The 18,646-nt window shown below is 61.1% G+C and carries 22 protein-coding genes; 16 read left to right on the top strand and 6 right to left on the bottom strand.

Translation table 11 applies throughout. The features are described 5' to 3' along the window. Positions 1–182: 182 nt before the first annotated feature. Together V8J81_RS10155 and V8J81_RS10150 are read left to right on the top strand one after the other, a co-directional pair. A complete protein-coding gene (locus V8J81_RS10155) occupies positions 183–1,685 on the top strand; it encodes a hypothetical protein (RefSeq protein ID WP_368475637.1) in 1,503 nt (500 codons plus the stop codon). A 165-nt stretch (positions 1,686–1,850) separates the two neighbouring features. Next, positions 1,851–2,306: a hypothetical protein gene (locus V8J81_RS10150; protein WP_368475636.1), complete on the top strand. Its 456-nt coding sequence runs from the start codon at positions 1,851–1,853 to the stop codon at positions 2,304–2,306. 65 nt (positions 2,307–2,371) lie between these two features. Here the strand turns inward: V8J81_RS10150 and V8J81_RS10145 are convergent, their stop codons facing one another. Continuing rightward, the gene (locus V8J81_RS10145; RefSeq protein WP_368475635.1) at positions 2,372–2,989 is read right to left on the bottom strand and encodes a TetR/AcrR family transcriptional regulator; all 618 of its coding nucleotides are present in this window, start codon (positions 2,987–2,989) and stop codon (positions 2,372–2,374) included. A gap of 72 nt (positions 2,990–3,061) precedes the next feature. On the opposite strand from V8J81_RS10145, the gene V8J81_RS10140 reads away from it, so the two are divergent. The 3 genes from V8J81_RS10140 (at position 3,062) to V8J81_RS10130 (ending at position 4,486) form a co-directional block, all read left to right on the top strand. Next, positions 3,062–3,346 (top strand): DUF3817 domain-containing protein, encoded by a 285-nt coding sequence (locus tag V8J81_RS10140; RefSeq protein WP_368475634.1) that lies wholly within the window; start codon positions 3,062–3,064, stop codon positions 3,344–3,346. Continuing rightward, on the top strand, positions 3,346–3,741 hold the full coding sequence (locus tag V8J81_RS10135; RefSeq protein WP_368475633.1) for a CopD family protein: 396 nt from the start codon (positions 3,346–3,348) through the stop codon (positions 3,739–3,741). The genes V8J81_RS10140 and V8J81_RS10135 overlap by 1 nt, the downstream gene beginning before the upstream one ends. A gap of 112 nt (positions 3,742–3,853) precedes the next feature. After that, the gene (locus tag V8J81_RS10130; RefSeq protein ID WP_368475632.1) at positions 3,854–4,486 is read left to right on the top strand and encodes a LysE family translocator; all 633 of its coding nucleotides are present in this window, start codon (positions 3,854–3,856) and stop codon (positions 4,484–4,486) included. 95 nt (positions 4,487–4,581) lie between these two features. Here the strand turns inward: V8J81_RS10130 and V8J81_RS10125 are convergent, their stop codons facing one another. The 4 genes from V8J81_RS10125 to rpsF all read right to left on the bottom strand — a co-directional run bounded on the left by V8J81_RS10125 (position 4,582) and on the right by rpsF (position 7,191). After that, positions 4,582–5,775: a PQQ-dependent sugar dehydrogenase gene (locus V8J81_RS10125; RefSeq protein ID WP_368475631.1), complete on the bottom strand. Its 1,194-nt coding sequence runs from the start codon at positions 5,773–5,775 to the stop codon at positions 4,582–4,584. A 157-nt stretch (positions 5,776–5,932) separates the two neighbouring features. Beyond that, positions 5,933–6,577: a 50S ribosomal protein L9 gene (rplI, locus tag V8J81_RS10120; RefSeq protein ID WP_368475630.1), complete on the bottom strand. Its 645-nt coding sequence runs from the start codon at positions 6,575–6,577 to the stop codon at positions 5,933–5,935. Between the two features lie 12 nt (positions 6,578–6,589). Next, positions 6,590–6,817, bottom strand: a complete 228-nt coding sequence (rpsR, locus tag V8J81_RS10115) for a 30S ribosomal protein S18 (RefSeq protein ID WP_224814358.1) — start codon at positions 6,815–6,817, stop codon at positions 6,590–6,592. Between the two features lie 20 nt (positions 6,818–6,837). Beyond that, positions 6,838–7,191 carry a 30S ribosomal protein S6 gene (gene rpsF / locus V8J81_RS10110; protein ID WP_368475629.1) on the bottom strand — a complete coding sequence of 118 codons (354 nt, stop codon included), beginning with the start codon at positions 7,189–7,191 and terminating at the stop codon, positions 6,838–6,840. Between the two features lie 325 nt (positions 7,192–7,516). Between rpsF and V8J81_RS10105 the strand changes: the two genes are divergently transcribed. From V8J81_RS10105 to V8J81_RS10090, 4 genes are all read left to right on the top strand, one after another. Then, positions 7,517–8,497, top strand: coding sequence for a hypothetical protein (locus tag V8J81_RS10105; protein WP_368475628.1), 981 nt, complete (start codon positions 7,517–7,519; stop codon positions 8,495–8,497). 128 nt (positions 8,498–8,625) lie between these two features. Beyond that, positions 8,626–9,567, top strand: a complete 942-nt coding sequence (gene fabD / locus V8J81_RS10100; protein WP_368475627.1) for an ACP S-malonyltransferase — start codon at positions 8,626–8,628, stop codon at positions 9,565–9,567. A 20-nt stretch (positions 9,568–9,587) separates the two neighbouring features. Next, positions 9,588–10,325: a 3-oxoacyl-ACP reductase FabG gene (gene fabG, locus V8J81_RS10095; protein WP_368475626.1), complete on the top strand. Its 738-nt coding sequence runs from the start codon at positions 9,588–9,590 to the stop codon at positions 10,323–10,325. A gap of 216 nt (positions 10,326–10,541) precedes the next feature. Then, a complete protein-coding gene (locus tag V8J81_RS10090; protein ID WP_368475625.1) occupies positions 10,542–10,775 on the top strand; it encodes an acyl carrier protein in 234 nt (77 codons plus the stop codon). 92 nt (positions 10,776–10,867) lie between these two features. Here V8J81_RS10090 and V8J81_RS10085 read toward each other — a convergent pair whose 3' ends face one another. After that, positions 10,868–11,968: a hypothetical protein gene (locus V8J81_RS10085; RefSeq protein ID WP_368475624.1), complete on the bottom strand. Its 1,101-nt coding sequence runs from the start codon at positions 11,966–11,968 to the stop codon at positions 10,868–10,870. Between the two features lie 96 nt (positions 11,969–12,064). On the opposite strand from V8J81_RS10085, the gene fabF reads away from it, so the two are divergent. The 7 genes from fabF to V8J81_RS10050 all read left to right on the top strand — a co-directional run bounded on the left by fabF (position 12,065) and on the right by V8J81_RS10050 (position 18,608). Then, positions 12,065–13,324 carry a beta-ketoacyl-ACP synthase II gene (gene fabF / locus V8J81_RS10080; protein WP_368475623.1) on the top strand — a complete coding sequence of 420 codons (1,260 nt, stop codon included), beginning with the start codon at positions 12,065–12,067 and terminating at the stop codon, positions 13,322–13,324. 7 nt (positions 13,325–13,331) lie between these two features. Next, positions 13,332–14,492: an endolytic transglycosylase MltG gene (gene mltG / locus V8J81_RS10075; RefSeq protein WP_368475622.1), complete on the top strand. Its 1,161-nt coding sequence runs from the start codon at positions 13,332–13,334 to the stop codon at positions 14,490–14,492. Between the two features lie 450 nt (positions 14,493–14,942). Then, positions 14,943–15,305 carry a hypothetical protein gene (locus V8J81_RS10070; protein WP_368475621.1) on the top strand — a complete coding sequence of 121 codons (363 nt, stop codon included), beginning with the start codon at positions 14,943–14,945 and terminating at the stop codon, positions 15,303–15,305. Next, positions 15,232–16,575 (top strand): DNA-packaging protein, encoded by a 1,344-nt coding sequence (locus V8J81_RS10065; protein ID WP_368477624.1) that lies wholly within the window; start codon positions 15,232–15,234, stop codon positions 16,573–16,575. Before V8J81_RS10070 ends, V8J81_RS10065 begins: the two co-directional genes overlap by 74 nt. Positions 16,576–16,641: 66 nt before the next feature. Beyond that, positions 16,642–17,802 (top strand): phage portal protein, encoded by a 1,161-nt coding sequence (locus V8J81_RS10060; protein WP_368475620.1) that lies wholly within the window; start codon positions 16,642–16,644, stop codon positions 17,800–17,802. After that, a complete protein-coding gene (locus V8J81_RS10055) occupies positions 17,799–18,047 on the top strand; it encodes a GTA head formation protein, RCAP_rcc01685 family (protein WP_368475619.1) in 249 nt (82 codons plus the stop codon). Before V8J81_RS10060 ends, V8J81_RS10055 begins: the two co-directional genes overlap by 4 nt. 9 nt (positions 18,048–18,056) lie before the next feature. After that, the gene (locus V8J81_RS10050) at positions 18,057–18,608 is read left to right on the top strand and encodes an HK97 family phage prohead protease (RefSeq protein ID WP_368475618.1); all 552 of its coding nucleotides are present in this window, start codon (positions 18,057–18,059) and stop codon (positions 18,606–18,608) included. Positions 18,609–18,646: the final 38 nt, after the last annotated feature.

The raw sequence follows: 18,646 nt of genomic DNA, 5'->3' as shown, positions 1-18,646 counted from the left end.
TTGGAAAAAAAGCTTTTGGTGAACGCCCAGAGGCCCGCTAACCTTTGGGTTGCAAAGCGAAGGTCAGGGTTTCCGCAGTTTGGCGGAGGAATTTCATCCCATAACCTGACCCGGCACACGTCTATTTTCGGCGGGTCGATTGCCCTTCAACGGCCCCCAACTACAGGAAGGATAATTCCAACATGCGTCTTATGACAGCAAGCGCGATTGCTATGATTGCCATGGGGGGTGCCGCTATGGCCTGCCCAAACTACCAATTGGCCACGAGCAGCTATAATTACGATAGCTCGCAGATCGCGAATGGTTTGAATTTCAACGTCAACGCGGGCGGTGAATTTACGCTTGCGCAGTGTGGGTTGAGCAACCTTGGCTATGGCCAGTTCCGGTCTGCCCCGGACATCACGCTGCAATTGACCAATATGGCCGGACGTGAGCTCGATCTTTTCGTGAACTCCAGCTGTGACCCCGCGATGCTCGTGAATGATGCATCGGGTCAGTGGTTCTTCAACGATGACAGCAATGGTCTTCAGCCCGGTCTGCGTCTGCCCTCCGCCTCTGCCGATGGCCGGGTCGATGTCTGGATCGGCACATTCTCCGGCGGCGGCTGCCCCGCCACGCTGACGGTTCAAGCCACCGGTGGTACCGTTGCTCCGCAACCCGTGCCTCAGCCCGTGCCGCAACCAGCCAATGCCTGCCCGACTTGGGAAGTTCCTGGCCCCGCGCTGGCATTCAGCGCTAACCAGCTGTTGCAGCCGCTCAGCTATATCGCACAGGCCACTGGTGGCGTTAGCGTCGGCTCCTGCGCCGGTGTCGATGGCGGCGGTACGGCCAGCCAGGTGCCGCAATTCTCGATCACATTGTCCGAGATGCAGGGCCACAACCTGACCCTTCGCGCCAATGCGGAATGCGATTCCACGCTGCTGGTGAACGGTGCGGACACCACATGGTATTACAACGATGACGGGCAGGGGAACCTGCAGCCGGAACTGACGATCACCGAGCAATCGGCGCTTAACGGTCGTATCGACGTCTGGGTCGGCACCTTCAGCGGCCAGTCCTGCCCGGGTACGTTCACACTTCAGGCGATCCCGGTTGTGCAACCTGCGCCGCAGCCGATCCCGCAGCCCGTCCCGCAGCCTGTGCCAACCCCGGCCCCAACGCCTGTGCCGACGCCTGCTCCGGCCCCTGCGCCAGCACCTGCTCCAGCACCGGCTCCGGCCCCGGCGCCCGCTCCAGCACCCGCACCGGCCCCTGCGCCCACGCAGACCGGCGGTTGCCCGACGACTTCGCTGGAAGGCATCCCGGTCGTCTCTGATGGTCAGGAGCTCTACAGCCCCGACCGCTACACCGTGCAAGCGGGTGGTGTGACCGCGCTGACCTCCTGCTCGGGCCTGCCCGGTGCCGGCGTGATCAACGCGCAGCCCCATTACAGCTTCCAGCTGGCGGGAATGGAGACCTATGGCCGTCTTGAGATCGAAGTCAGCAGCGATTGCGACACCACGCTTCTCGTCAACGACGCCCAGGGCAACTGGCACTTCGACGACGATTCCGGTGGCAACCTGCAGCCGGAACTGAACCTCACCGACACCGCCGCCCTCAACGGTCGCGTGGATGTCTGGGTCGGCACATTTGGCGCGGAAATCGCCTGCGAAGCCGAGATCGAGATGGAGACCTGGAACTTCTGATCCAGCGTCTCACCCGGAGAGGGTAAGGGTTTCCCGACTTTCGCCCTCTCCGCCAAAAATGGATAGTGTCCCTACCCTTCACCGGGGGCACCATCGCCCTCAAATACTTGGACCAAAACACTTTTCCCCTTCTACGAAGAAAAAGAACACCCGGAGTAACACACGATGAAAAAGCTTCTTGCCGCCACTGCAGTCCTTCTCGCCACCGCTGGTATCGCCGCAGCCTGCCCCGCATGGCAGAACCAGGGCGTCCAGACCGGCTACACCACCGGCCAGGACCTCTGGACCCCGAACAGCTATTCGGTTGTTGCTGGCGGTTCGCAGTCTCTGCGCAACTGTGGCTGGAACCACTCGGGCTACGTCATTTCGCGCCCGGACTTCGAATTCCAGATCGACGGCCTGCACGCCTATAACCGTCTTGAGATCCGCGCCATCGGCTCGTGCGACACGGTTCTGCTGGTCAACGACGCAACCGGCAACTGGTACTTCGACGATGACAGCTACGGCAACCTGAACCCTGCCATCAACCTCTACAGCCCGCAGTCCGGCGTCTATGACATCTGGGTCGGCACCTACGGCACCAGCACCTGCGGCGCGACGCTGCAGATGGAAACCTGGTAAGTTTTCAAGACCTTACAGTCTGAACGCAACGGCCCGCCAATTGGTGGGCCGTTTTGCGTTTGCGGTTACTCGAAGGACGGACCCTGTGACAGGGCCCGCGCTACACTTTTGAACAGTCGGTCCGTCTCGTCCGGCGGCCGGTTTGCGATCATCGTTCCAAAGAAGTTCACCGAGAATGACATGTTCATCACGGCGGCGAAAAGCAGGTCTATGTCCACACCACTTGATACGTGGCCACTGTCCTGAAGGTGCCGCACCCGATCCCTGAAATTCTGGTCGGCCTTGCCATCCATGTGCACCGCGCCGCCCGCTCGAAAAGTGGAGTCAATCGCCGCGCGGCTGATGATTAGGCGGATGATGTCCTCATCCTTCAGGTCGTCCTGCAGCTTTGCATGCAAGTAGCGATAGATTTCGTTTTCCAAGCTGTCCTGCGGAGGATAGCCAAGATCTCCTTCGCGGCGTGCTGTCACGAACGCATCAGTCAGCGCGGTCAGTAGGCCTTCCTTGCCGCCAAAATAGCGGCTGATCAGCGACAAATTGGCCTCCGCCACTTCCGCAATTTCTCGCAGACCCGCAGCGTCATAGCCGCGTTCTGAAAAGACTGCGCGCGCAGCTGAAAGAATGCGCGCCTCGGTCGCGGCGCGGTCTTTCACATTGCGTCTGGGTTTTTCTGCGACTGTCATGTGGACAAGTGTTTACACCGCCAAAAGTACGACGTAAAGAAAACGAGTGTTTACTTTTGTCGGAGAGATTAAATGGTTGGCCTGATGCGCGCCGCGATCTTCGAGGCATTGACCCTTCTTGCGTTGTTTTGCGTCGCCATGCCTTTGAAATACACTGCGGAAATTCCACAGGCCGTTTCGGTCATGGGGCCGATCCATGGCCTCGCCTTCATGGTGTTCCTGTGGTTCGTGATCCGCTCATGGGCCGAGGGACTGATCAATTGGCTGGGGGCGTTGCGTCTACTTGTGGGCGCATTCATCCCCTTCGGCGGCTTCGTGAATGAGCGCTGGTTGCGCCAGCAGATGGGAGAGATCTGATGCTCTACGACCTGACAAAAGCCGCCCATCTGATTTCGCTGTTTGTTTGGATCGGCGGCATGGTGGCCGTCGCCTTCGCACTTCGCCATCCGACTTTGCTGCACCTGAAACCGCTTAAGGCCTATGACCGCGCCGTGACGACCCCGGCGATGATCCTCGCGCTTCTCTTCGGCATCCTCCTTGGCATTCAAGGCGGCTGGTTCACGTCGATCTGGTTGGGCTTGAAGATACTGTTGGTCCTTGCCCTGTCCGGCCTGCATGGCGCTTTGGTTGGAAAGCTGCGCCGTACCATCTGGGACGGCTGGGAGGAGGGGGCATCGAGCCGCGATGTGTTCCTGCCCGTTGGCTTTGTTTTGTTGGGCCTCATTATTCTTCTAGTGGTCCTGAAACCCTAGCGGGGCCGGTGACTTATCGCGGATTAAGGGGACGCGACTGCAAGCTATCCAGTTCGTCTCTTTCCTTTTTCGATGGTTGGTGATCCTCTTTGTCGAAAGAGGGGATACATCCATGACCACAGAAACCTGGCTGGCCTTCGTCGTGGCAAGCGCCATCGTCGTTGTCATCCCCGGTCCGAATATTGTGCTGACCGTCACCTACGGCATTCGTGACGGCCTCCGCTCGGGCCTTGCGACTGTGCCGGGGCAGGCGCTCGGTGCACTTCTGGCGATGTCTGTGTCACTTGCCGGGGCAGGGGCCATTCTGGCGGCCTCTGTGGGGCTCTTCACGGCGATGAAGGTTGTCGGCGCGCTCTACCTTCTGTGGCTCGCGTATCGGCTTTGGACAGCCCCGGTTGAGGCGATCCGCACCGATGATGACGCACCTAAACGCCCGCTTGGCGCGCTCTTCCGGCAATCGACGCTGATCTCGGCACTGAACCCAAAGGGGCCGGTCTTCTACATGGCCTTCGTGCCGCAATTTGTGGACCCAAGCGGCGATGTGTTGGTGCAATTCGCCGTGCTAACGGCGACTTTTACGGTGGTTGCGGCGCTCAACGGGTTAGGTTGGCTGGTGCTGGCCAGCAGCCTGCGGGAGTATCTGCGCGGACCGTTTGTGCTGCGCCTGATCAACCGGATCGGCGCGGCATGTCTCGGCGTCGCGGGGTTGGTCGCCTTGCGGGCGGGGCGGTCTGCGTCGGGCTGAAATGCGCGCTCAATTCCTTAAAATTGGGTTAAAAATCCCCAGGACTCTTTTCAAAGCAATGTTTTAGGTACGGGTTGCGCGCGTGCAACCGTCCCCTATTCCGGGTCTTGCGACGGGGTCAGCCGGATCAGGCTGCCCGGATCATCGTCGATCACGATCAGGATGGCCCCGTCCGCATCTATGGCCACATCTCGCACCCGCTCACCCGTCCAGACACGCTCCTCGCCGATGACCGTATCACCCTCCATATCCAGCCGCACCAGCGCACGACCTGCCAAGGCACCCAGCAAAATATCGCCCTGCCAATCAGGGAACATCTCGCCCTCGTAGAAGATCAGGTCCGACGGCGCGATGGACGGGTCCCAGTAGTAGCGCGGCTCCTCATAATCGGGCGCATGGGTCTGCTCGCCCGTGCCCACATCCGAGCCGTTGTAATTCACGCCATAGCTCACCTGCGGCCAGCCGTAATTTGCGCCGGGCCGGATGATGTTCAACTCATCCCCACCGGCTGGCCCGTGTTCCAGGGTCCAGATGATATTGGTCTCTGGTTGCACGGCCGCACCTTGGATGTTGCGATGGCCGTAGGTGAGAATCTCTGGCCGCGCGCCTTCGATGATTGGAACCGGAGAGGATTCGCCTTCGGTATCAATGAGGATCGTGACACCATAGCTCGCATCGACCGGATCTTGTGCAAGCTGCCGATTTTCGGGCGTGAAGCGATCCCCGGTCGTCACAAACAGAGAGCCGAACGGCGCGACGATCACGCGGCTGCCGAAATGGGCAGGGACCACGGATGCCGGCGTCTGGCGCCAAAGCTCCGTGACGTCCTCAAGCTCGGTGTGGTCCTCTGAAAACTGGGCGCGCGCCACGGCGGTGGCTGACCCTGCAAGCCCATCGCGGGCAGAATAGGTGAGGTAGAGTTCACGGTTCTCTGCGAAGTTCGGAGATAGAGCCACATCCAGCAACCCGCCCTGCTGCATCGCTCTGACAGACGGAACCCCGCTGATCTCCGGCCCCATGGTCCCGTCGCGGGAGATGTGGCGCAGCGTGCCGCCGCGTTCGGTCACGATGTAACCCGCGCCCTCTGGCAGCACGGCCACGGCCCATGGACGCGCGAGTGCGCCGACGATGACCTCTTCCGCGAAGGTGACACCCGACAGGACTTCGGGCGCATTGGTTTGCTCGGGGAAGGCGGGCACCGTGTCGGGCAAGTTGGGGGTGCCGTCATCCACGGGCGTCTGGGCGGCGAGGGGCGTGGCGAGCAGAAGAAAGGGCAGGGCGCGGAGCATGGGGGCCTCTTGAGTTATGGGCTATTCGTGATATAGGCGCGTGCCGCGGCGGTTCAGCCCCTCCTCCGACCTGCGGTCGTCCTCGCAGCTGTAATCCGCCAACGAAAAAGGCCGCCCCGGCGTGGAGCGGCCTTGATCAATTCTTTGGGAGAGGGGCTTAGTCCTCTTCGCTGTCCTCGGCTGGTGCCTCTTCGGAGGTCTCTTCGGCCGCAGGGGCGTCGTCGCCACCTTCCAACTCGTCGAGTTGTGCCGCGCCGATATCGTCGAACAGTTCCGCGATCTCGAATTCGGCTTGTGCCTCTTCCTCGGCCGCCAGTTCCTGGATCGACTTGCCCGATGCCTGAAGCTCGGCCTCTTCTGGCGAGCGGGCGACGTTGAGTTGGATGGTCACCTCAACTTCGGGGTGCAGCTTAACGACGACGTCGTGCAGGCCCAGATCCTTGATCGGTGCGGTCAGAACGACCTGCTTGCGATCAACGGAGAAGCCTTCCTCGGTCGCTGCATCGGCCGCGTCACGGGTGGTGACGGAGCCATAGAGCGAGCCGGCGTCAGACGCCGAGCGGATCACGATGAACTGCTGTCCATCGAGCTTTTCACCAAGCGCGTCGGCTTCTTTCTTGGTTTCCAGGTTGCGCGCCTCAAGCTGCGCCTTCTGGTTTTCGAACGTGGCAAGGTTCGCCTCGTTGGCGCGGAGCGCCTTTTTCTGCGGCAAGAGGTAGTTGCGCGCGTAGCCTTCCTTGACGGAGACCACTTCGCCCATCTGACCCAGCTTGGCCACACGTTCCAGCAGGATAACGTCCATCAGTTCGTCTCCTTACTTAACGGCATAGGGCAGGAGGGCGAGGAACCGGGCACGCTTGATCGCCTTGGCGAGCTTGCGCTGGTTCTTGGCACCGACTGCGGTGATACGGGAAGGGACGATCTTGCCACGCTCAGAGATGTAACGCTGAAGCAGGCGCGTGTCCTTGTAGTCGATCTTCGGCGCATTCTCGCCCTCGAACGGGTCGGTCTTGCGGCGGCGGAAGAATGGTTTTGCGGCCATGTCTTTATCCTTTCAAAGAATCAGCGGCGCTCGCGACGGCCGTCGCGTTCGTCACGTTTCTGCATCTGGACCGAGGGGCCCTCTTCGTGGGCGTCGACCTTGACGGTCAGGACGCGCATCACGTCGTCATGCAGGCGCATCAGGCGTTCCATTTCCTGTACCGCTTCCGACGGTGCGTCGGTGCGGATGTAGGAATAGTGACCCTTGCGGTTCTTGTTGATCTTGTAGGCCATGGTCTTCACACCCCAATATTCGGTGTCGACCACGTTGCCGCCATTGTCTTTGAGGACAGTGCCGAAATGCTCGTTGAGGGCTTCGGCCTGCGCGTTGGACAGGTCCTGACGCGCAATCATCACATGCTCGTAGAGAGGCATGGGAACTCCAGTTCAGTTTTCAGGGCGCATTTCAAAGGCCGGGCGATTTTCGCTTCGCCCCCGGCCACGAGGGATCACGCCGTTCAAAAATGCACGACGAAGCGATGCGCGCGTATAGGCGCGTGCGTGGCCCGTGTCCACCCCTCGACCTGGCGTCGCGATTGATGCCGGTCCGGCAACGAACTGTCTACATGATTGCCGCCTTTCGCCCCATTTCGACCACGATGTCTTGAGACAAAAGCGTCGGAGAATTCCGTCCATGCGGGCGGAAGAGCGTATTTTGGCCGCGTGTTGCGGCTTTGGTAGATTGGATTGGAGGCCACAGGTGTTCCACCCGTTTTGGACAAAAGACAAAGGTGTCGTCACGATCGACTATGTCGTCGTGATGGCCGCACTTGTGGGGGTCGGCGTTTGGATGGCCGATACGACAAATGCAGATTTGTCAGAGCATTCCGCGGTGATCCGCGGTGAGATGCAGGGTGGCATGTTTGAGACCGCCTGGGATGCGGACCTGGCCGTTCTGCCCGACACGGAAGCTGGCGATCAGTGCAACGGCGCCGATACGTGCGGCACTGGAAACACGGGTGGCGGCAGCACCGGCGGCGGAACGACCGGTGGTGGCACCACTGGCGGTGGGACGACCGGTGGCGGCACCACGGGCGGCGGCACGACCGGCGGTGGCACGACCGGTGGTGGGACGACCGGCGGCGGGACAACCGGCGGTGGCACCAATCCCGACCCGGACCCTGATCCCGATCCAAACCCCGATCCTGATCCCGATCCCGATCCAAACCCGGATCCCGATCCTGATCCCAACGACCCGAATGACCCGAATGCGGGCGGTAATAACGATCCGTTCCCACCGACGGCCAGCCCGGCTGTGGCGGGGTGCCCGAACAATTTCTACGACGGCTCGCCGCTGGTGTCGGATGGCTCGGACTTCGGCAATTCGTATGACCACACGATCACGCATAGCGGATTCACCGATTTGCGGACCTGTGGTGGCGGCATGCCGTATGCACGTGGTTTCTTTGACGCAAACCCGACCTTCACCATGTACCTGAGCGACATGACCCAGTTCGATACGGTGCAGTTCCTCGTGGAAGCCACAAGCTGTGACACGACGCTGTTGATCCGCGACGCGTCGGGAACGTTCCACTTCAACGACGACTACAACTATCCGTCGCACACGCGGTCGCGCTTGCGTCTGACGGATACGGCGGACCTCAACGGTCGTGTCGATATCTGGATCGGTGGGTACTATCCCAGCACCTGCTCCACCCGTTTGGAAGTGCGCGGCTGGTAAGACCGCTCAATTCCCGGACTTGAAGTGTTGGACGGCGTCTCGGAAACGGGGCGCCGTCTGCCGTTGCGCCAATCGCGCCTGTGCTGTAGCCAATCCTGCAACAATTGAGGTTCAGCAGGAGCGCCAAAATGACCCGCGCATTCGTATTCCCCGGACAAGGGGCGCAAACCATCGGAATGGGCCGTGATCTGGCGGATGCCTATCCAGCGGCGCGCGCTGTGTTTGAAGAGGTCGACGCGGCCTTGGGCGAAAAGCTTTCAGCGCTGATCTGGGATGGTGAGATAGAGACGCTGACGCTGACCCGCAATGCGCAGCCCGCTTTGATGGCAACCTCCATGGCTGCAATGGCAGCCCTGAAGGCCGAAGGGGTCGAGGTGACGGCGGCTGATTTTGTAGCAGGCCATTCCTTGGGTGAATATTCGGCTCTGTGCGCGGCGGGTGCGTTGAGCCTTGCCGACACCGCGCGCCTTCTGCGCTTACGTGGTGAGGCGATGCAGGCGGCGGTACCTGCCGGGGAAGGGGCCATGGCGGCCATTCTTGGCCTCGATTTCGATACGGTCACGGCGGTTGCTGCGGAAGCCGCGCAAGGTGAGGTTTGCGAGGCGGCAAACGACAATGATCCGGCGCAGGTCGTGATCTCGGGCCATAAGGCAGCGGTTGAGCGCGCCACGGTGATCGCCAAGGAGAAGGGCGCTAAACGTGCGCTGCTTTTGCCGGTCTCGGCCCCGTTCCACTGCGCTCTGATGCAGCCCGCCGCCGACGCGATGGCTGAGGCGCTCAGCCATGTGGACCTGCAAGCCCCGATTGTCCCGCTGGTTGGCAATGTGATCGCGCGCGCCGAAAGCTCGGCCATGGTGATCCGCAATCATCTGGTTGATCAGGTCACGGGCCGGGTCCGCTGGCGCGAAAGCATGGAGTGGATCGTGGCCGAGGGTGTGACCGAGTTCTACGAAATCGGAGCGGGAAAGGCTTTGTCTGGCATGATAAAACGGATTGAGCGCGCTGCCACGACCGCGGCCGTGGGAACGGCAGACGATGTGCGGGCCGCTGCGGCTGCGATCAACGGCTGATTGGGAAGAGGGGAGACAGAATGACGGATCTAACGGGAAAAGCGGCGCTGGTTACGGGCGCGTCTGGTGGGATTGGCGCAGATATTGCGCGGGCTTTGCATGGGGCAGGTGCGACTGTGGGCCTATCGGGCACACGGGTGGAGCCGCTGGAAGCACTGGCCGCTGAATTGGGTGAGCGGGCGCACGTGCTGCCGTGCAACCTGAGTGATTCCGAAGCCGTCGACGCTTTGCCGAAAGAGGCCGCTGCCGCCATGGGCTCGCTCGACATTCTCGTCAACAATGCGGGCATCACCCGCGATAATCTGTTCATGCGGATGTCAGATGAAGAATGGCAGAGCGTTTTGGATGTGAATCTGACCTCGACCATGCGGCTTTGCCGGGGTGCGTTGCGCGGCATGATGAAGGCGCGTTGGGGGCGGATCGTGAATATCTCAAGCGTTGTTGGGGCCACCGGCAATCCGGGGCAGGGCAATTACGCAGCCTCCAAGGCTGGGATGGTCGGCATGTCGAAAAGCCTTGCTTATGAGGTGGCAAGCCGCGGGATCACCGTAAACTGTGTGGCGCCGGGCTTTATCGAGACTGCGATGACTGACAAGCTGACGGATGACCAGAAATCCAAGATCCTTACGCAGATTCCGGCAGGACGCATGGGCACGCCTGCAGAAATCGCAGCTGCGACCCTTTTCCTGGCGAGCCCCGAGGCGGGCTATTTGACCGGCACGACCCTGCATGTGAATGGTGGCATGGCGATGCTGTGACGCGCTTTCCCCTACGTCAGAAACCCGCGCACGGGGCATGGACATGGGCGAAACATATGCTATAGGCGGCGCGAGAATTGCCGGGGGGCTTGTTCCACCGGTCGGGCCTGACCACCTGATAAAAGGTGCGATGGCACATTGAGCGGCCGGAACGGCAGTACTGAAACAAGGGCAGCCGACACGGGCGGAACCCTGAAAGACCATGAGGACCTTAAAATGAGCGACATCGCAGATCGCGTGAAGAAGATCGTTGTTGAGCACCTGAGCGTTGACGAAGAGAAAGTGACCGAGTCCGCCTCGTTCATCGACGACCTGGGCGCAGACTCGCTGGATACGGTTGAGCTGGTCATGGCTTTTGAAGAAGAGTTCGGCATCGAGATCCCCGATGACGCAGCTGAAACGATCCAGACGTTTGGTGACGCGGTGAAGTTCATCAACGAAGCCCAGTAAGGTCTTCCTTGATTTAGAATTGGCGGCGGTGCGGAGCGATCCGGCCGCCGCTTTTCTTTGGCACAAACGGGTGCCGAGCGAAGCCGATAGCGCTAGGCAAGCTGCTCTTTCCGCCGGAAGCGAAAATTGGAGCGTGCGTTCTTCTTTTTGGTCGTTTCTCGGATGTGCCCGATCTGTTCAGGCGTCATAGGTTCATCAAGAACGACGCCAAAACAGGTTTGGTTGGACCATTTGATAGTCCCGCTCAACCAGTTGTCGCCAACGCGAAACTGAACCCGGTCCTTTTCGATTTCTTTTTCTGGTTGCGTCAAGCAGGCCCCATTTAACGAAAAGTCGATAAGGCGGGTGGCCTGGCATTCAGACCTGTCTGCATCTTCGTCTCGCCCCAAAACCTCGTTCGCCCACCCGACCAGGCCTGTCGCACCTGCGGTCGATATTTCGGTAGGATATTCGCATAATTTGCGCGTTTCTGATCGTTTCCCCCGCACGAAGCGCCGCCACATCCAGAAACTTCCCAGAGCCAGAACAATCAAAAGCAAAAACGTGCCACCAATTGCTGCTGTTTGCGAAATCCGACCTGACGAGGCGCTGTAATTTTGGGTCTCGCGCGCAGGCATTTCTTCGACAATTGAAGTGGCTTCTCCGCCAATTTGTTGCACTTGGGCGGTGGGAAATGCTGGTGTCGTTAATCCTGTGGCGCATTGGTGTCGCGGTGCCGCCAAAGCAAAACGCCCCAACGCGACGATCATGAAGCGCCGTTCTGCGACCGATTGGATGTCTTCGATCCGACCATCTTCAGCAGCTACGGCCATTGTCTCTAACGCCGAAAGGGCGCGAGGTATCCAATCACGTTCCGCGAATGGAAAGTCCTCTCGCAAAACAGTTGCGACACGGTTTTCATCGACTTGAGCAAGGTCACTTCGGATCAATGCAGCGACGCGCTGTAATTCGCGCTGATCGTTCGAGCGGGCCAAGGTCTGACCGTGGGCAGCCAACCGGGCAATTGGTGCAAAGGATTGGCACGCAAGTGCGTTCGTGGGTGAGAGACACAGCATCGCAACAACGGCGGTGAAGGCCCATCGGGCGAAAGACGGAGGGTGTTGAAAAAGGGTGTTCATCGGAAATCTGCGCAGCACTTCGACCTGTAGTACCGCTTGAGTTGTGTTTTTTCGGTTAAACCCGGTGGTTGGCATATGCCCGCCTTATAAATATCTGCCGTGTTGGAAGGCATTGCACCCAACACGCGCTTTCCGGTAACTGACCGCACTGGAAATCGCGGGGGCCGAATAATGCGTCGAGTGGTTGTGACAGGTCTGGGGTTGGTGACACCCCTGGCATGTGGTGTTGAGAAGACCTGGGAGCGGCTTTTGGCCGGGCAATCCGGGGCGGGGCCGATCACGCGGTTCGACGCCGAAGGGTTCGGCACCACTTATGCGTGCGAAATTCCGCATGGCGACGGGTCGGACGGTACATTCAACGCTGACGATTGGATGGAGCCCAAGGAACAGCGCAAGGTCGATGACTTTATTCTTTACGGCATGGCGGCTGCGGATCAGGCGATTGCCGACGCGGGCTGGACGCCGGAAGATACGGAAAGCCTTGAGCGCACGGGCTGTTTGATTGGTGCCGGTATTGGCGGTCTGTCATCCATTGCGGATACGTCCATTGTTCTGAACGAACGCGGGCCGCGGCGTGTGTCACCGTTTTTTGTGCCCGGTGCGTTGATCAACCTGATCTCGGGTCAGGTTTCGATCCGCTATGGCTACAAGGGGCCGAACCATTCGGTTGTGACGGCCTGTTCCACGGGGGCGCATGCCATCGGCGATGCGGCGCGTCTGATCGCGCTGGACGATGCCGATGTTATGATCGCGGGTGGGGCGGAAAGCCCGATCTGTGCCATCGGGATTGCAGGCTTCAATGCATGCAAGGCGTTGAGTACGAAACGCGCGGATGAGCCGGAGAAGGCATCGCGCCCATGGGACGCGGACAGCGATGGCTTCGTGATGGGCGAAGGTGCCGGTATGGTCGTGCTGGAAGAATACGAGCACGCGAAGGCCCGTGGCGCGAAGATTTACGCAGAAATCCTTGGTTACGGTTTGTCGGGTGATGCACATCACATCACGGCCCCACCGCCAGACCATGAAGGCGCGGAGCGTGCGATGCGCGCGGCCTTGAAGCGAGCTGGATTGCAGCCGAGCGACATTGACTATGTGAATGCCCATGGCACCTCGACCATGGCGGATACGATCGAGCTTGGCGCCGTGGAGCGTTTGATGGGCGATCACGCCAAGAACGTGCGCATGTCTTCGACCAAGTCCATGACCGGGCATTTGCTGGGGGCTGCTGGCGCGATTGAGGCGATCTTCTCGATCCTCGCGATCCGGGACAATGTGGCTCCGCCCACGATCAACCTCGACAACCCTGCGGCTGAGACCGAGATCAACCTGTGTGCCAATGCCAAGCAGGAAGGTGAGATCCGGATTGCGCAGTCGAATTCGTTTGGGTTCGGCGGCACCAATGCCTGCCTGATCATGGGCCAGGTGGAGTAACCCGCATATGTGGAAACACATCGCCGCAAACGGCATGTCCTTTCTGATCGTTGCATTGATTGCAGCGGCGGCGGCGCTTGGCTGGGGCAAAAACCAGTGGGACGCGGCGGGGCCGTTGGAGACCGCCGCGTTCTTCGAGGTGGAGCAAGGCGATACGCTGGGCGAAGTTTCGGAACGGCTGGAAGCGGCGGGGGTGATCCGCTCGGCCGCGATTTTCCGGGTTGGGGTGCGGGCGGCAGACAGATCTGGCGATTTGCGGTTCGGGAACTACGAGATCCCGGCGGGTGCCACGATGGAACAAGTCCTCGATATCGTGACGGCTGGCGGGCCGTCTTCGTTCCGGTATCGCGCGACATACGTGCTGCGAAATTCCGGTTCTGGCCAGTTGCGGTTGAGTGAACGGGTACCAGGCACCGGTGAGGTCGAGGAGATCGCGCGGTTCGCATATGAAGACGGTATTCCCGAGGAATATGCCGCCCTACTGGAGCAAGAGGTGCCGATGATCTACCGGCTGGTGATCCCGGAAGGGCTGACCTCTTGGCAGGTGGTGCAGGGGCTTTTGGCGGCGGACTTCCTGGATGGGGAGATTCCTGACATTCCGGTTGAAGGCTCGCTTGCCCCCGCCACGATCGAGGTGAACCGGGGCGAAGACCGGATGGAGCTGATTGCGGAGATGCAGGCGGCGCAGGAGCGGATTTTGGCAGATGCGTGGGAGAACCGCGCGCCGGGCCTGCCGATTTCCACGCCGGAGGAGGCGCTGATCCTTGCCTCCATTATCGAGAAAGAGACGAGCGTGCCGGAAGAGCGTGGGCGCGTGGCCTCTGTCTTTATCAACCGTTTGAATACGGGGATGCGGCTGCAGACGGACCCAACAGTGATCTACGGGGTGACGAACGGGCGTGGTATTTTGGGGCGCGGCTTGCGGCAGTCTGAACTGCGCGGTGAGACGCCTTGGAATACTTACGTGATCGACGGCCTGCCGCCGACGCCGATTGCCAACCCGGGTGCGGACGCGATCATAGCGGCGCTGAACCCGGATGAGACGGACTTCATCTTCTTCGTGGCCGACGGCACGGGCGGCCATGCCTTTGCGGTGACTTTGGAAGAGCACAACCGCAATGTCGCGCGCTGGCGAGAGATTGAGGCGGAACGCAACGACGGGAACTGACGAGCGCCGGGGGAGACGCTGGTCCGCGTGTTTTGCAGGCGCAAAACGCGCGAACCTCGCCCCTCCCACCGTCCCGCAGGGTGTTTTGAGCGCCCGCGCTGCATTAAGGCGTGCCGTTGTAATTGCATATTTGTGGAACAATGAAGGGCGCGCCCGGCTTCAGGCCCCTGCGGAGTGTTGAATTTGCTGCGGAAAATGCGGTCTGGTTAATGATTGGTTAGCGTGCGGTGCGCCCGTTAACCAACTGAAAAGACAAAACTTCTTGACCGATCGAACGGTCCATGGCACCTCTTTAGGCACGCTGGAAGATGTGGGTCAACGGCCCGGGGGTAGCTGCCTCCGACGGCCGTTTTTTTGTGCCGTGTGAGCCGGTGTCGCAAGACGCTGTCGGTTGCAGGAAGTCCGCCCGCATTCTGCTCGTGCCCGAGAGTGATCTACGGACACGGGGTAATGACCATGGAAGATGTGATTGAAACGACCACGCCGGAACCGGAGCGGGCCGATATGCTTGTGGAGCAGGCACAGGAGGCATTCGATGTTGCCGTCGAAGCACTGCGTGACAGCTGCAAGAAACTGAGGGCTGAGCCTGCTGTGGGCGAAGATGAGGTCAGCAAAGCCGTTCGCCAGATGAACGGTGCGTACATGCTGGCCATGACGATGCGGGAGAAAGCCCATGACGCAGGAAGCAAACGGTTCGGCGCAAGTGGCGCAGGGCAACTCGACCTCGGAGCAGCCCGATCTGAGATCGGCCTCCGGCTTGCTTGCCTCCGCGACGCCGTCGCAGGAGCAGGCGTTTCTGGAGAGCCTGGATGACAATGCGCTGGCAGCCTTGCCCTGGATTTTCGAATTCTGGGCGCTGCCGCATCAACTGCCGCCATCGGGGGATTGGCGCACCTGGGTCGTGCTGGGTGGCCGGGGCGCGGGTAAGACGCGCGCCGGTGCAGAATGGGTCCGGTCGATGGTAGAAGGCGATACGCCTGACGCCCCCGGCGGGGCCCGCCGCGTGGCACTGGTGGGCGAGACCTATGACCAAGCGCTGGCGGTTATGGTGAAAGGGGAGAGCGGGTTGATTGCCTGCTCTCCGCCCGACCGGGTTCCGCGTTGGGTGGCGGGTGAGCGGATGCTGGTTTGGCCAAATGGGGCGGAGGCACGGCTATACTCGTCCCACGACCCGGAGGCGCTGAGGGGGCCGCAATTTGATCTGGCCTGGTCCGATGAACTGGCCAAATGGCCCAAGGCGCAGGAGACATGGGACATGCTACAATTCGGTCTGCGGTTGGGGAAACACCCGCAGCAGATCGTGACGACGACACCGCGGAATGTGGACGTGTTGAAGGAATTGCTGGCGCGCCAGGATGTGGCGCATACCCATGCGCCGACCGAGGCGAACCGGGCCTATCTGGCGGATTCGTTCCTGACAGAAGTTCGGGCGCGTTACGGAGATCAGCGGTTGGGGCGGCAGGAACTGGATGGCGTGTTGCTCGACGATGTTGAGAACGCGCTGTGGACGCGCGCCGGTATCGACGCGCAGCGCATGTCGGAGGTGCCGGAAGGGGCCCGGGTGATCGTGGCCGTTGATCCGCCGGTGACAGGGCACAAAGGCTCCGATGCGTGCGGGATCGTGGTTGTGGGGATCATCGAGAGCGGTGATCCGAACCAGTGGGAAGCCGTGGTGATCGAGGATTGCTCGGTCCAGGGCGTCTCGCCGCAACAGTGGGCCGAAGTGGCCGTGGCCGCCTATCACCGCCATGGCGCGAGCCGGATGGTGGGTGAGGTGAACCAGGGCGGGCAGTTAGTGACGGAAACGGTCCGGCTGGTCGATCCGCTGATCAACTTCCGCGAAGTGCGGGCCAGTGTGGGCAAGGTGGCGCGGGCCGAACCGGTCGCAGCTTTGTACGAACAGGGCCGTGTGCGGCATCTGGGCGTGCTGCCCCAGCTGGAAGATGAGATGTGCAAGATGGCCCTATCGGGCTTTGAGGGAAAAGGCTCCCCCGACCGTGTGGATGCGCTGGTTTGGGCGCTGCATGAGGGGATGATCGTGCCGGCTAAGGCGCGACTGAACCCCGGTATTCGCAACCTTTGAAACATGGGCAATTCGCCCCGTGGTCCGGCCTGCCGGATCTCTAGTCATGACCTGAGGAGAGGCCATATGGTTCTGGATTTCTTGAAGAAATCACCGGTGGACGCGCCCGAGGCCAAAGCCTCGGCCAGTGCGAAGGTGGCGGTATGGGGTGCTGCCTCGGGCCGGGTGGTGTGGAGCCCGCGCGATGTCGGCTCACTCACGAAGAATGGCTTTCTGGGCAATCCGGTGGGCTACCGCGCGGTGAAAGTGATCGCGGAGGCGGCGGCCGCGTTGCCGGTCATCTGCAAGGATGCCGAGCGCCGCTATGACACCCATCCCGCGCTTATGCTTCTGTCGCGGCCCAATGCGGGGCAGACGCGGGCGGATTTGCTGGAGGCGGCCTTTGCGCAGTTGATGCTGTCTGGGAACGCCTATGTGGAGGCCGTGCAGCCGGAGGAAGGGTATCCGGCGGAGTTGCATGTGCTGCGGTCGGACCGGATGAGCCTGGTGCCTGGCGCCGATGGCTGGCCCTCGGCGTATGACTATACCGTGGGCAGCCGGAAGCACCGCTTTCCGGCAGAGTTGATCTGCCATATCCGCAATTTCCACCCGCAGGATGATCATCACGGCCTTGCGCCCATTCAGGCGGCAGCGACGGCGATTGATGTGCACAATTCGGCGGCGCGCTGGTCGAAGGGCTTGCTGGATAACGCCGCGCGGCCTTCTGGTGCGATTGTGTACAGTGGTTTGGACGGGGCTGGCACGATGAGCCAAGACCAGTTCGATCGGTTGCAGATGGAGCTGGAAAGCCACCATCAGGGCGCGCGGAATGCGGGCCGGCCGATGTTGCTGGAAGGGGGCCTCGATTGGAAGCCGATGGGCTTCTCGCCCTCGGACATGGAGTTCCAGAAGACGAAAGAGGCGGCGGCGCGGGATATCGCGCTGGCCTTCGGCGTGCCGCCCATGCTGTTGGGCATTCCAGGGGATGCGACCTATGCAAACTATGCCGAGGCGAACCGGGCTTTCTATCGTCTGACTGTGCTGCCGCTGGCGAGCCGTGTCTGGGCGTCGCTGTCGCACTGGATCTCGGGCCTTGCGGGGGACGTGATTGAAATCGCGCCGGACCTTGATGGAGTGCCTGCCCTTGCCGCTGAACGCGAGGCTGCATGGCGGCGCGTGTCTGAGGCCAGCTTTCTGACGGATGGCGAAAAGCGCCGGATGTTGGGCCTGCCCGAGCAACCGGAATGAGCGAGGGGAAGGAAATCGGCGGCTCCCGCTACCTTTACGCGCCTTTTGATGCGGCCAATGCCCGGATCGAAGCCAATGAGCGCGTGATGGAAGAGCGGTGGGCGGCGCTGACCTTTCGCCTGCAGGGGATCGAGACGGCGCTGATGCGCTTGGAAAAGCGCCTGTGGCTGGCGGTATTTGGCGTCGTCTCGGTGATCCTCGCGCAGGGTGTGAACCACCTACTAAACCTCAACATCGGCGGATAGGAGCCTGATATGCAGGGATTTTCCGAAAGCGGGTTGGAAGTGAAATTCCACCGCTTTAATGACGAACTGACCTTGGGCGAAGACCATGTGATCGAGGGTTATGCCTCGCTGTTTGGCTCCGTCGATCAGGGCGGCGACGTGGTGCAGCCGGGGGCTTACAAGGCGTCGTTGGCAGCTGGTCGTCAGGTCAAGATGCTGTGGCAGCACGATCCGCGTGAGCCGATTGGCATCTGGGATGAGGTCCGCGAAGACGACAAGGGCCTCTATGTCAAAGGCCGTCTGCTGGAAGATGTTGCCCGTGCCCGAGAGGCGGCGGCGCTGACCAAGGCGGGCGCCATCGATGGGCTGTCCATCGGCTATCGCACTGTAAAGGCGAGCAAAGATGACAGGGGCCGCAGGCTCCTGAACGAGGTGGAGCTTTGGGAGGTCTCGCTTGTAACCTTTCCAATGCTACCCGAGGCGCGGGTTGGATCCCATGAGGGTAAATCCGACGCGCTCCAAGACCTGGCGCAGGTGTTCGAGGACGCCCGCCGCACTCTGGCGGCGCGCAAGGCCCGCTGATCGAGGGGGCCTTCGGGCCCCCGTTTCCACCAGAAGGG

The sequence above is a fragment of the Gymnodinialimonas sp. 202GB13-11 genome, from assembly GCF_040932485.1.
GTDB classification, from domain to species: Bacteria; Pseudomonadota; Alphaproteobacteria; order Rhodobacterales; family Rhodobacteraceae; genus Gymnodinialimonas; species Gymnodinialimonas hymeniacidonis.
Note: the sequence above shows the minus strand (reverse complement) of the source record. Positions and strands in the feature narration are given on the sequence as shown.

Coding starts and splice junctions, on each gene's coding strand:
- fabD (WP_368475627.1), top strand. CDS start 8,626: ATGACCCGCGCATTCGTATTCCCCGGACAAGGGGCGCAAACCATCGGA.
- rpsR (WP_224814358.1), bottom strand. CDS start 6,817: ATGGCCGCAAAACCATTCTTCCGCCGCCGCAAGACCGACCCGTTCGAG.
- V8J81_RS10130 (WP_368475632.1), top strand. CDS start 3,854: ATGACCACAGAAACCTGGCTGGCCTTCGTCGTGGCAAGCGCCATCGTC.
- V8J81_RS10155 (WP_368475637.1), top strand. CDS start 183: ATGCGTCTTATGACAGCAAGCGCGATTGCTATGATTGCCATGGGGGGT.
- V8J81_RS10125 (WP_368475631.1), bottom strand. CDS start 5,775: ATGCTCCGCGCCCTGCCCTTTCTTCTGCTCGCCACGCCCCTCGCCGCC.
- V8J81_RS10150 (WP_368475636.1), top strand. CDS start 1,851: ATGAAAAAGCTTCTTGCCGCCACTGCAGTCCTTCTCGCCACCGCTGGT.
- V8J81_RS10145 (WP_368475635.1), bottom strand. CDS start 2,989: ATGACAGTCGCAGAAAAACCCAGACGCAATGTGAAAGACCGCGCCGCG.
- V8J81_RS10050 (WP_368475618.1), top strand. CDS start 18,057: ATGCAGGGATTTTCCGAAAGCGGGTTGGAAGTGAAATTCCACCGCTTT.
- rplI (WP_368475630.1), bottom strand. CDS start 6,577: ATGGACGTTATCCTGCTGGAACGTGTGGCCAAGCTGGGTCAGATGGGC.
- V8J81_RS10085 (WP_368475624.1), bottom strand. CDS start 11,968: ATGCCAACCACCGGGTTTAACCGAAAAAACACAACTCAAGCGGTACTA.
- mltG (WP_368475622.1), top strand. CDS start 13,332: ATGTGGAAACACATCGCCGCAAACGGCATGTCCTTTCTGATCGTTGCA.
- V8J81_RS10090 (WP_368475625.1), top strand. CDS start 10,542: ATGAGCGACATCGCAGATCGCGTGAAGAAGATCGTTGTTGAGCACCTG.
- rpsF (WP_368475629.1), bottom strand. CDS start 7,191: ATGCCTCTCTACGAGCATGTGATGATTGCGCGTCAGGACCTGTCCAAC.
- V8J81_RS10140 (WP_368475634.1), top strand. CDS start 3,062: ATGGTTGGCCTGATGCGCGCCGCGATCTTCGAGGCATTGACCCTTCTT.
- V8J81_RS10135 (WP_368475633.1), top strand. CDS start 3,346: ATGCTCTACGACCTGACAAAAGCCGCCCATCTGATTTCGCTGTTTGTT.
- fabF (WP_368475623.1), top strand. CDS start 12,065: ATGCGTCGAGTGGTTGTGACAGGTCTGGGGTTGGTGACACCCCTGGCA.
- V8J81_RS10060 (WP_368475620.1), top strand. CDS start 16,642: ATGGTTCTGGATTTCTTGAAGAAATCACCGGTGGACGCGCCCGAGGCC.
- fabG (WP_368475626.1), top strand. CDS start 9,588: ATGACGGATCTAACGGGAAAAGCGGCGCTGGTTACGGGCGCGTCTGGT.
- V8J81_RS10070 (WP_368475621.1), top strand. CDS start 14,943: ATGACCATGGAAGATGTGATTGAAACGACCACGCCGGAACCGGAGCGG.
- V8J81_RS10055 (WP_368475619.1), top strand. CDS start 17,799: ATGAGCGAGGGGAAGGAAATCGGCGGCTCCCGCTACCTTTACGCGCCT.